The sequence below is a fragment of the Paenibacillus sp. FSL R5-0341 genome (assembly GCF_037975235.1).
Lineage (GTDB): Bacteria > Bacillota > Bacilli > Paenibacillales > Paenibacillaceae > Paenibacillus > Paenibacillus amylolyticus_A.
This window is the reverse complement of sequence record NZ_CP150241.1, coordinates 738,851-749,877: the sequence shown is the minus strand read 5'-3', so window position 1 is coordinate 749,877 and position 11,027 is coordinate 738,851. Positions and strand designations below refer to the sequence as shown.

The following is an 11,027-nucleotide window of genomic DNA, read 5'->3' as shown; positions in this document are numbered from 1 at the left end:
TCAGATCATTTTATACTTATATATGAAGTTCATTGCCGAAATGGATATGGAAGATCCTGCCTTCACCGACCACTCTGCTTCATTACTGGTTAAGGAATTCACCCTTAATCCCATCTGCTCCAGCAACTCACGTAACGGAACCCAGATGGTCCCCCCCTGACTCTGTACTGCTCCCGTTTCAATTGCCCCCGTCGTTGTCAGTGTTCCGCTCACACTGTCTGCATGCATCGTTCTTTCCTTCCATACAGCTGTGGCTGTCCTTGTTTCAGAGTCCCAGCGAGTGCTGCCCCCGAATTTTTTCATAAATGTACGCAAAGGCACCATGATTCGCTGACCTTCCATGCGAAACTCACCCGGTTGCAAGGTAGCCGCGGCCAATCCCACCTCTACCTTCAGCTTCTTGCTTGCGAGCCACAACGTCGCATTCGCTTCTACATGCTCTGCGATCCAGGCCTTTCCTGGTGCCTTGCGCGCCTTATACTTACCATCTGGATGTACACGGAATTGAATCGGTTGATCCGTACTCTTCATGGTGTCAAAACGATATCCATGATCACGATAATATTTGATAATACCCGGAAGAGCTTTGACCGTTTCAGCATGTGCGCCTCCGTCATGCATCAGAACTATGACCGAACGTGCTCCCGCAGGTACTTTGGTCGAATTGCTGAGAATTTCTTTGGCAGGGACACCTTTGCGCTTGGAATCCCCGCTGTCGACGTTCCAGTCCATGACCGTGTATCCACCCAGTTGGAGCAAATCAAAATAACTCTGGTCAAAATGACCATAGGTACCGCCAGGTGCTCGGACCAGATCCGGACGGAAGCCGGTGATACGCTCCAGCACTGCCTCTGTCTGCTTGATCTGTTTCCAGAACACTTTGAAATCACTGTACAGCTGTTCATATTGATGATTGAACGTATGATTGCCCAGTGCATGTCCATCCTCCACAAGTGCCCGGATTAACTCGGGATAACGCTCTGCCTGCTCACCCAATACGAAAAATGTAGCCGGAACCTGCTCCTTGCGTAAAATATCCAATACTTCACGGGTATGGTTACCCGGTCCATCGTCAAAACTCAGATAGACTACCTTATCTTGATTATTCTTTTCTGCCGAGACCTCATCTGAGTCAGAAGCAGAAGAGGCATCAGCCGTGCCTGCATATACAGTAAATGCACATAACAATATAGCAATTCGCACTAGAATGACAGACCATTGTCCAGATAAAAACATATGTATGGATGTTGCAAGGTTTTCCCCTTTTTCCTTGATGCTAAATTCCGATCTCTGTACCATTTACGAATCGACCTCCACCGTCTCTAGTAATTTGCTGATAGACTTCAGCAGATTTGTTAGAATTATATGGAGGCTTCATTGAAAAAAGACGCGATTTTGTTTAATAATTTTTCACAATTTGGTATGGAGCGTGATTGATTCTTCGCCTCGGATTAGGTAGCATAATGGACAGGCAGAACGTGTACAAAACACCTTGGAGAGGAATCATGCTCCCACCCCGTCTTCAGGAGAGTGAAATCTATTGGAATTGCTTGAGAAGATCCAACATCTGTTTGGGTCCTACGGATACAGCGTCTTGTTTTTTGGCTTGTTGCTTGAATTCATCGCACTCCCCTTTCCGGGTGAAACAACGATGGCTTACGCAGGGTTTCTCTCCTACAAGGGACATCTCGATTTCGGAATCCTCACCATACTAGCTTTTCTGGGAACGACGATTGGCATGACCATCACTTATTTTATTGGAGCCAAAGCAGGTCTGCCCTTCATAACACGTTACGGAAAGTGGTTTCTACTGAAACAGGACAAGCTCGATAAAACACAAAATTGGTTTGCCAAGTATGGTAATGCCTTGATCTTCATCGGTTATTTCATTCCGGGAGTACGACATTTCACCGGGTATTTCGCAGGCATAGCTGCTGTTCCTTTTCGCAAATTCGCTCTCTACGCCTACTCAGGCGCATTGTTCTGGGTTGTTTTATTTCTGGGCATTGGTAAAATATTCGGGCCCCAATGGAATGCCGTATTCCATCTGGCTCATCAATATGCAGCATATATCGTGGGAGGAATCGGCCTATTGCTCATCGTAGCCGTGCTTTACCGTTACCGCAAAGCATGGACAACAAGATCCGTATCAAAGCCTGCCCCTGTTCGACAAAGACAAAAGTGAATTCAAACGAACGTCTATCTATAAGTAAGGAGCCACGTATCATCGCGGCTCCTTTTTTGCGTTTATCCTAACGGTGTAAGAACTAATCATTCTTTTATGTTTTTGTGATAATCCGAATTCATCCAGGTCATACTAACTTGAAAATATAGGGTGTATAGGGAGGTGAAGGGATGGGCGAATCGAAACTGGACCGTCAGGATCAGAAACAAATCTCTCCGGATCTGCACGAAAATATGGAATATTGCAAACAAGTGATGGGGAACAGCAACGACTTGATGATACGACCTCTCCAGTGTCTACATAAATGGCCTGCCGTCATGTTATACATCGATGGATTGGTGGACGTGCAGATTCTGAATCACTCCATCATGGAATCATTATTGCAAAAGCGTGATCTCCCTGAATTCTCTGCAGACGATGAACATCTCAGTTACCTCCAGAATGATATCTTGATCGCCAGTGATGTATTGCTGGTCGATGATATGCATGAAGTAATGAATGCACTTCTTTCGGGTTCGGCCATCTTACTGCTTGAAGGATCTGTACGAGGATTGAAGATTGGGGCAGCAGGCTGGGAAGATCGATCCGTCGGAGAACCTGTCTCTCAAACTGTCGTTCGGGGACCTATGGAGGGCTTCAACGAAAACCTGCGTACCAACACATCATTGATCCGCAAACGAATCCGTAATCCTCATCTTTGGATCGAAGAAAGAGAAATAGGTCGGGTTACCAAAACCCGAGTTGCTGTACTATATCTGGAACATATTGTGGATCAGGAGATTGTCAAAGAACTACGTCGAAGGCTAGATGAGATCGATATCGACAGTATCCTTGAGAGTGGATATATCGAGGAACTGGTACAGGACAAGACGGGAACGATCTTTCCCACGGTCTACAATAGTGAAAGACCTGATACCGTGTCTGCCGCTTTGCTTGAAGGGCGTGTTGCAATCATTGTGGACGGGACACCTTTTGTATTGCTTGTTCCCGCTTTGTTTGTTCATTTCTTTCAGTCTCCAGAAGACTACTATCAACGAGCCGATATCAGTACGCTGATTCGAATGATCCGATATCTAGCCTTTTTTATCGCCCTGCTTGCCCCATCCTTTTATATTGCCATTACCACTTTCCATCAGGAAATGTTGCCTACCAACCTGCTCATCAGTCTGGCAGCCCAGCGTGAAGGTGTTCCTTTTCCCGCCTTCATTGAAGCCATACTTATGGAGCTAACATATGAAATATTGCGGGAAGCAGGCATTCGGATTCCCAAGACAGTGGGTCAAGCCGTTTCTATTGTCGGAACGCTTGTTATTGGTCAAGCCGCGGTAGATGCGGGGGTTGTATCCGCTGCAATGGTCATCATCGTATCCATCACTGCGATATCCAGCTATGTCATTCCAGAAAATGGACTTTCTATCTCGGTACGCATTTTGCGGTTCGTATTAATGATCCTGGCCGCTGCCTTTGGATTCTATGGCATCCTGATTGTACTGTTAATTACCGTGACCCACCTATGCAGCTTACGTTCATTTGGGGTGTCCTACATGTCTCCTTTTGCACCTTTTATTCAGAAAGATCTCAAAGACACAATCTTTCGTGTACCCTGGTCCCATATGAAAACTCGCCCGCTCTCTACTAACACAACGAATGAAGTCAGACAGTCCACCAAAAAAACGAAGCGGTAATTCGGTAAGGAGTGCACATCCATGAACAGATGCTTACGCTTAATTTTATCCTGTGCCATTCTGCTTCCTCTCCTTACCGGATGCTGGGATCGCCAGGAGTTGAATGAACTTGGTATTATGTTGGGCCTTGGCGTGGACAAAGATGGCGATATGATCAAAGTAAGTGCTCAGGTCGTTGTTCCAAATGAGGTATCTTCCAAGGCGGGCGGAGGGAAAGGGACGCCAGTTACCCAGTATCAAGCATCTGCTACCACTTTGTTTGAAGCGATTCAGAAATTAACGGAGACTAGTCCACGCCGCATATTCATGGCGCATATCCGCGTGCTGGTATTTGGTGAAGAGTATGCCCGCAAGGAAGGCATTTACGATGTTATGGAAGCCTTGATGCGCGAACCTACGGTTCGACCTGATTATTACGTTATGGTGGCAAAGAATACAACGGCCTCCCAAGTACTTGATGTGCTTACACCTTTAGAGAATATTCCTGCGGAGAAGTTGTTTAATTCCCTGGATGTATCCTCCAAGACCTGGTCCCCCACCACTACAGTAACCGGGGATGAATTAATCGAATTCATGTTATCTCCTGGCATTCAGCCTGTTATTACGGGAATAGAGATTCTCGGTAACCAAGAACAAAGTGGTCATAAAGAGAATATAGCCACCATCCGATCACCTGCCCGCCTTAATTCAACGGGGCTGAGTGTATTCAGGAAAGACAAGCTGATTGGCTGGTTAACGGAGGATGAATCTAAAGGCTACAATTACATTCGTGACAATGTGCAATCTACCGTAAGCCACTTGCCTTGTCGCAAGAAGGGCAACGTGACGTTTAAGGCCCTCCGCACAACAACGAAGAGAAAAGCCCAAATCGTAAACGGTAAGCCTGTAATTAACATTGATATCAAGAATGTCTCTTCCATCGGTGCAGTCGAATGTGACATCAAGATTGGTTCCATGAAAGTTCTCAAAGAGCTTGAAACAGATAGTGAAGAGCGGTTAATTGAACTGATGCAGAAATCCATCAATTCAGTAAGACGCAAATTCCATGTCGATATATTCGGTTTCGGACAGGATGTGTACCATGCTGATCCCAAGCTTTTTAAGACGATGGAAAATGACTGGGACAAATATTTTGAAGAACTGGATATCAAGTACAAAGCCAATGTGCAGATTAAACGTGTAGGTACACTGGACGATTCATTTAAAGATCAATTGAAGGAGTGAGAGAAGTTGTGTTGCTAACACTCGCGGTTATCGTCGTAGCAGTCATTATTGGCTGGGTTGATCTGCCTGTCCTCATTCGCCGAAAGGAATGGAGAGAAACTGCCGTATACAGTGTAATGCTTCTTACGGCTACAGTCTTCGGTGTCATAGCGTCTAATTTGTGGGAATTCCCCAGCCCCCTTTATATCATTATGTGGATCTATGACCCCGTGAACCATTTATTAGCACGTTTGACTGGAACTTAGGAGAGGAGGGTGGTACATCATGCTTGAAAAGGGACGGATCGGAACAAGACAATTGTCCACCCTAACATTTATGTTAGTGATTGGAGATATGATGCTGATCTACCCCTCCGTCATCACGTCCTATGCCAAGCAAGATGCCTGGATATGTGCTCTTATTGGTGTTCCACTCGGGATGGCTCTCATGGCCCTGATTATGAAATTGGCCAATATGCATCCCGGGAAAAACCTGGTGCAGATTGCCCGAAGTACGTTGGGTTTTTGGCCTGGTACCCTTTTTTCATGCTTCTACCTGTTCTTCTTCTTGATTGGTACATCGACACATACCCGAGAGGTTGGAGACTTCATGACCTCCCAAATTTTTCAATATACTCCTATACGTGTAATTATCCTTATGTTTGTTATTGCCATCGGATGTGGTGTATATCATGGCTTGGAGACCATCGCGAGAACAAGTGAATTGCTCATGCCCATCGCTATATTGTTCATCGTAATACTCGCTTTCTGTCTTCTTCCACAGGTGGACACTAGTAATCTGGAGCCCGTAACAGATACGGGCGTTGTATCCATAGCTCAGGGTATTCTGGTGAGTATCATCTATCCCGTTGGCGAAACTGTTCCCATTTTGATGATCCTGCCCTACGTTGCAAGAAGCCGCCATCGTATGCGTGACATCATCATTTCAGCAGGGCTGGGCAACCTGATCCTTGCTGTTCTGGTTACGATATCCATGCTCGTACTCGGACCTTTTCTTACCCAACACAATATATACGCTTCCTTTATTTTATCTCAGAAGATTAGCATCGGCGGATTCTTCGAACGAATCGAGGTGATCATGGCTTGCTCGTGGCTCATCTCTACCTACTTCAAAGCGATGATCTACTTATATGCATTTATTGTTGGATGCGCAGAACTCTTCAAGCTAAAACAGTTCAAGATGCTCATTCTGCCATCGTCCATGCTTGTATATGGAATGGCCAATCTCGTCGCGCCTAGCCTGACGTTTATCATTATCACCATCGTTCCGTATTGGGTAGATTGGGATACTACGCTAGGTATCATTCTTCCGGGTATGTTGGTTCTAATTCAATTAGTGAAGTCCCGCAGAAAATCCAATTCACAGCCCCAGCCAACAACTGAGGGATAATTCTGGAGGGAGCTTAAAACAGTAATTACCGGAAGGAGTATAGAACATGTTGATGAAAGAAAAACTCACGATTCGGCAGTTCACCCTGCTCACTTTCCTGGTTATGGTTGGAGATATGGTTCTCATCTACCCTTCACTCGTCACCGCAGTTGGCAAGCAGGACGCATGGTTTTGTTCTCTAGTTAGTCTACCGATCGGTGTTGGTATCATGTGGGTTTTGTATACACTCCATCGAACACATCCTCAGTTGAGTCTTTTTGAAATCAGTAAAAAAGTACTCGGGACTTGGGCTGGTTCCATGCTCTCAGTTGCTTACCTATTTTATTTTGCCATAGGTGCAGCCATATGTGTCCGTGAGGTCGGTGACTTCTTGACTACCCAAATTTATCTCAAGACCCCCATTCGGGTCATTATTCTGATGATCATTTGCACCCTTGCCTGGGGGCTTACCCATGGTTTTCGAACTATCGGCTTGAGCTCCGAACTGTTGACCCCTATCGTTTTGGTGTTTATTATCTCTCTCTATTTGGGGCTCCTGCCTCAAGCTGAAAGCGCCAATCTGCAGCCGTATTTCAGCACACCCTGGATACATCTTGTGGAGTCCATCTTCCGCGCAGCTTTTACTTCCTTTGGCGAGCTTATCGTTCTTTCCGTGTTTCTCCCGTATGTGAACTCCGGGCCTCATTTCAAACGGGACTTCTTGCTGGCAACCCTCTTTGGAGGATTACTTCTAAGCTTGCTGCTGCTCATCTCGCTCATGGTGATGGGACCTATACTGACGCAACATGGCATTTATATCTCATACGCCCTTTCGCAGAAAATTAATATAGGTAACTTCTTCGAACGAATCGAAGCGTTCATGGCTATCTCCTGGTTAATATCTACTTATTTCAAAAGTTTGCTGTATCTATTTGCTTTTGTTCTGGGAACAGCACAATTATTTCGTTTGAAGACATATAAGCCTCTTATTCTGCCTTCGTCTCTGTTATTATTCGCCCTCGGTGTCCTTATTGCTCCGAATGTTATTTTCTATACCACTACCATCATGCCTGCTTGGGTAGACTGGGATATCACTGTCAGCTTTATTATCCCGCTGTTCCTCCTGCTGGTTCATCGCATTCGCTCCCGCAAAAGGAAGCAAAGCAACTCCCTCTAATTGTATATTTTTTTTGAATATCAGATAAAAGTGCTGAAAATCCGAATACATAAAAGGCTGCGTTCACGGCAACTTCCGCGAGCACAGCCTTTTTTTATTGTTGGTGAATATGCTGTCGGGGCAGCCTATATGGCCTTTATAGCCTCAAGTGCAGCCTCGATATGTCCTTTGACCCGAACTTTGGACCAATCCTTGATCAACGTTCCCTCTTCATCAATCAGAAAAGTGGAGCGAACCATCCCCATATACTCCTTGCCATACATTTTCTTCAGCTGCCATACACCGTATTGCTCGGCTACAACGTGCTCTTCATCCGACAACAAGGTGAACGGCAGTCCATACTTGGCAATAAACTTGTCATGTTGTTTCATCGGGTCGGTGCTGATCCCGAGAATGATAGTGTTCAGCCCCTCAAATTCAGCATGTCGATCCCGGAAATCACAAGCCTGTTGCGTACAGGACGATGTCATATCCTTAGGGTAAAAATAAAGCAGCACCCGCTGTCCGCGGTAATCCGAAAGCTTCACCCGTTCTCCGGTACTGGACGGAAGCTCAAAATCCGGTGCCAATTCACCTACAGTTAACGTCATGTCAATTCCTCCCTAATCTTCCCCATGAATTGTTATAGTGCGTTTATTATGATCCTGCTCCGCGATACCGCTTCACGCCATAATTCCACAGCAGCAAGCCCATCGAGCCAAACACCAGTCCCATTACAGGTGTAAGCAGCGCCATGCGATGCATCTCGGACCTCTCCAGGAACAAGGCTGCCGGATAGATGCCCACGAAGGCAAACGGAATGATCCAGGTTAACAGCACCTGAATGGCACGGTTATAGATCGTTACCGGGTAGCGTCCGTATCCTTGAATGTTATACATCAATGGCAGAATACCTGTTGGCGCGTCCGAATAAAAGGACAACGAAGTCAGTGTGGTATAAATGCCGGCATAGATCATTACTGAACTGAGTGCCAAAATAATCAAGGCCGGAATATGCCACCACTCCAGCATTAAGCCCATCTCTGCTCCGCTGAAGATCATGATGATCAAGCCGATAAACGAGCCCACGAGTGCAGGCGGGTCCACATTTTCAAGCAATATTTGGAACAGATTATGAGCAGGGCGTGTCAGGATCCGATCCATCTCACCTTTGACGATATACCGCTCGCTGAATCCCCACAGATTGATAAAACAACTGAAGATGCCATAGGGCACCATAAAATATCCATAAACAAAGAGTACTTCACTCTCACTCCAGCCGCCCAGGTTATCCGTATGACGGAAAACCACAAAGATAAAGATCAGGTTGGTTGCCTGGAACAGCAGATCCGATAGGATCTCCACCCAGAAATCGGCACGGTACGTGAGTCGTGTTTTCATGTAATTCTTCAAATATTCCCAGATCAGACCCATATAGTACATATCTGTTATCCCCCTTGCACGAACAGACGCTTGCGCGCCTTACGCCAGATCAATACCATCGGAAGCAGCAGCACGGCAAACCAGAACACCTGAATACCGAGTACACTCCAGATGGCGGTACCTTCCACTCTTCCAGTGAAAACGGAACCGGGCAGATACGTAATGGCCTGAAAAGGCAATACCTTCATCACCGCAGACATCCAGCCTGGATACAGGCTAATCGGGATGATTAGACCAGAGAACAGATCGACCACGACGCGTTTCATACGCATCATGCCTTCATTGTTTTCCACAAAGAATGCCGCCAGTCCTGTTATCACATTAATCTGGGAATTAATGAGGAAACTGAAGAACAGCATGACGAGAAAGCCAATCCAAGCGGATGGTGCCGTAGGCAGTTCAACCGGGAACAGCAGAATGGCGATGAGCATCCCCGGAATCATGAGGAGCAGAAAGCGGAAAATGCCTTCGCCCAGGCCTTGCATCATTTTGACCATAACGTAATTGATCGGCCTGATGAATTGAATCGCGATGGAGCCATCCCGTATGTCTGCGGCAATCTCTCGATCCAGGTTGTTAAAGTAAAAGGCACGTGCCATCCAGGATACAGCGATATACGTGGTCATCTGAGCTGCCGTGAAGCCACCAAGTTCACCACTGCTACCGTAAATGGCTTGCCAGGTAAAGTAATACACGCCGATATTCAGCGTATATATCAAAATGCCGGAGTAATAATTCACCCGGTATGCCAGCATCGTTAAAAAACGGATGCGCATAAAATCAATAAATGCACTATTCATCTCAGGATACACCCACCGCTTCTTTCCCTGCTCCCACAATCTCGGGACGCTCGGCGGAACCGGATTGGTATATACTGCGCACAATCTCATCCGTATTGATCTCGATAATCTGAATATCGGTAATATCGGCCTGTCCAACGACACGTCCGAGTACATCCGAAACATTCAGTTCCAGCGGAATCCATACGGATGCGGACAATTCATTCTCAACCGTCCAACGTACAGGTAACGCTGCAGTCCATTCCTGCATCTGACTGATGTTGTGAGCTGAACCAAATTTGAAGCGGATCTCCCGCTCTTTACCCCACTGGGACTTGAGATGATCCAGACCTCCATCATAGATGATGTTGCCTGCATCAAGCATGATGACCCGGGAACACAGGGCCTCAATGTCCTGTAAATCGTGGGTTGTGAGCAGAATGGTCGTTCCATGCTCCTTGTTCATGTCTTTCAAGAAATCCCGAATCTCCGACTTCACGACAATATCCAAGCCAATGGTTGGCTCGTCCAGGAAAACAATACTCGGGTTATGCAACAAGGCTGCCACCAACTCACAGCGCATGCGCTGACCAAGACTGAGCTTACGTACCGGACGGCTTAACAGGTCCTGAAGCTGTAGACGCTCAACCAGTTCATCCAACCTTTTGCGGAAATCAGCCTCTCCTACACGATATACTTTGCGCAATAAATGGAAGGATTCAATAACACCAATATCCCACCACAATTGACTGCGCTGACCAAAAACAACACCAATATTCTGTACAAACTTCTCCCGTTCCTGATACGGAACATATCCACCAACCGATATTTGCCCTGAAGTAGGCACCAAAATGCCGGTCAACATCTTGATTGTTGTTGATTTACCGGCACCGTTCTCCCCAATATATCCGCATATTTCGCCCTGCGGAATCTGAAATGAAATATCATTTACAGCCAATACCTCCTGGTATTGACGTGCAAACAGGTCTTGGAATGCGCCCTTCAGCCCACCTCGGCTTTTCTGGACGCTAAACGACTTGCGCAAATCTTTGACATCAATCGCCAGCATGATTATACCTCACTTGGATTTTGTTGAAATTGCTTGTAGCCCAAAAAGAAATTATAATGGTATCAGTCAAAATTCAGCAATACCCGAACTCGTTTTTTATTTCATCTCAAATACAAAG

General features: G+C 46.2%; 11 protein-coding genes. 6 read left to right on the top strand and 5 right to left on the bottom strand.

Annotated elements, in window-relative coordinates; genetic code table 11:
• On the bottom strand, window positions 1-1,299 hold the full coding sequence (locus tag MKX75_RS03530) for a polysaccharide deacetylase (protein WP_339168440.1): 1,299 nt from the start codon (window positions 1,297-1,299) through the stop codon (window positions 1-3).
• A gap of 241 nt (window positions 1,300-1,540) precedes the next feature.
• On the opposite strand from MKX75_RS03530, the gene MKX75_RS03525 reads away from it, so the two are divergent.
• The 6 genes from MKX75_RS03525 (at window position 1,541) to MKX75_RS03500 (ending at window position 7,639) form a co-directional block, all read left to right on the top strand.
• Window positions 1,541-2,185 (top strand): DedA family protein, encoded by a 645-nt coding sequence (locus MKX75_RS03525; protein WP_339168439.1) that lies wholly within the window; start codon window positions 1,541-1,543, stop codon window positions 2,183-2,185.
• A gap of 170 nt (window positions 2,186-2,355) precedes the next feature.
• Window positions 2,356-3,870: a spore germination protein gene (locus tag MKX75_RS03520; protein ID WP_339168438.1), complete on the top strand. Its 1,515-nt coding sequence runs from the start codon at window positions 2,356-2,358 to the stop codon at window positions 3,868-3,870.
• Between the two features lie 21 nt (window positions 3,871-3,891).
• On the top strand, window positions 3,892-5,094 hold the full coding sequence (locus MKX75_RS03515; protein ID WP_076333828.1) for a Ger(x)C family spore germination protein: 1,203 nt from the start codon (window positions 3,892-3,894) through the stop codon (window positions 5,092-5,094).
• 8 nt (window positions 5,095-5,102) lie between these two features.
• Window positions 5,103-5,339 carry a hypothetical protein gene (locus MKX75_RS03510; RefSeq protein ID WP_076333829.1) on the top strand — a complete coding sequence of 79 codons (237 nt, stop codon included), beginning with the start codon at window positions 5,103-5,105 and terminating at the stop codon, window positions 5,337-5,339.
• Window positions 5,340-5,358: 19 nt separating this feature from the next.
• Complete coding sequence (locus MKX75_RS03505; RefSeq protein WP_076333830.1) at window positions 5,359-6,483, top strand: endospore germination permease; 1,125 nt, start codon at window positions 5,359-5,361, stop codon at window positions 6,481-6,483.
• 46 nt (window positions 6,484-6,529) lie between these two features.
• Window positions 6,530-7,639 carry an endospore germination permease gene (locus MKX75_RS03500; RefSeq protein ID WP_339168437.1) on the top strand — a complete coding sequence of 370 codons (1,110 nt, stop codon included), beginning with the start codon at window positions 6,530-6,532 and terminating at the stop codon, window positions 7,637-7,639.
• Between the two features lie 125 nt (window positions 7,640-7,764).
• Here the strand turns inward: MKX75_RS03500 and bcp are convergent, their stop codons facing one another.
• From bcp to MKX75_RS03480, 4 genes are read right to left on the bottom strand one after another with little or no spacing between them, the layout of a single operon-like run.
• Window positions 7,765-8,229: a thioredoxin-dependent thiol peroxidase gene (gene bcp / locus MKX75_RS03495; RefSeq protein WP_339168436.1), complete on the bottom strand. Its 465-nt coding sequence runs from the start codon at window positions 8,227-8,229 to the stop codon at window positions 7,765-7,767.
• Window positions 8,230-8,275: 46 nt separating this feature from the next.
• The gene (locus MKX75_RS03490) at window positions 8,276-9,061 is read right to left on the bottom strand and encodes an ABC-2 family transporter protein (RefSeq protein ID WP_076333833.1); all 786 of its coding nucleotides are present in this window, start codon (window positions 9,059-9,061) and stop codon (window positions 8,276-8,278) included.
• Between the two features lie 5 nt (window positions 9,062-9,066).
• On the bottom strand, window positions 9,067-9,861 hold the full coding sequence (locus tag MKX75_RS03485) for an ABC-2 family transporter protein (RefSeq protein WP_036614077.1): 795 nt from the start codon (window positions 9,859-9,861) through the stop codon (window positions 9,067-9,069).
• 1 nt (window position 9,862) lies between these two features.
• Entirely contained in the window at window positions 9,863-10,909 is a 1,047-nt protein-coding gene (locus MKX75_RS03480; protein WP_062837593.1) for an ABC transporter ATP-binding protein, read from the bottom strand.
• Window positions 10,910-11,027: the final 118 nt, after the last annotated feature.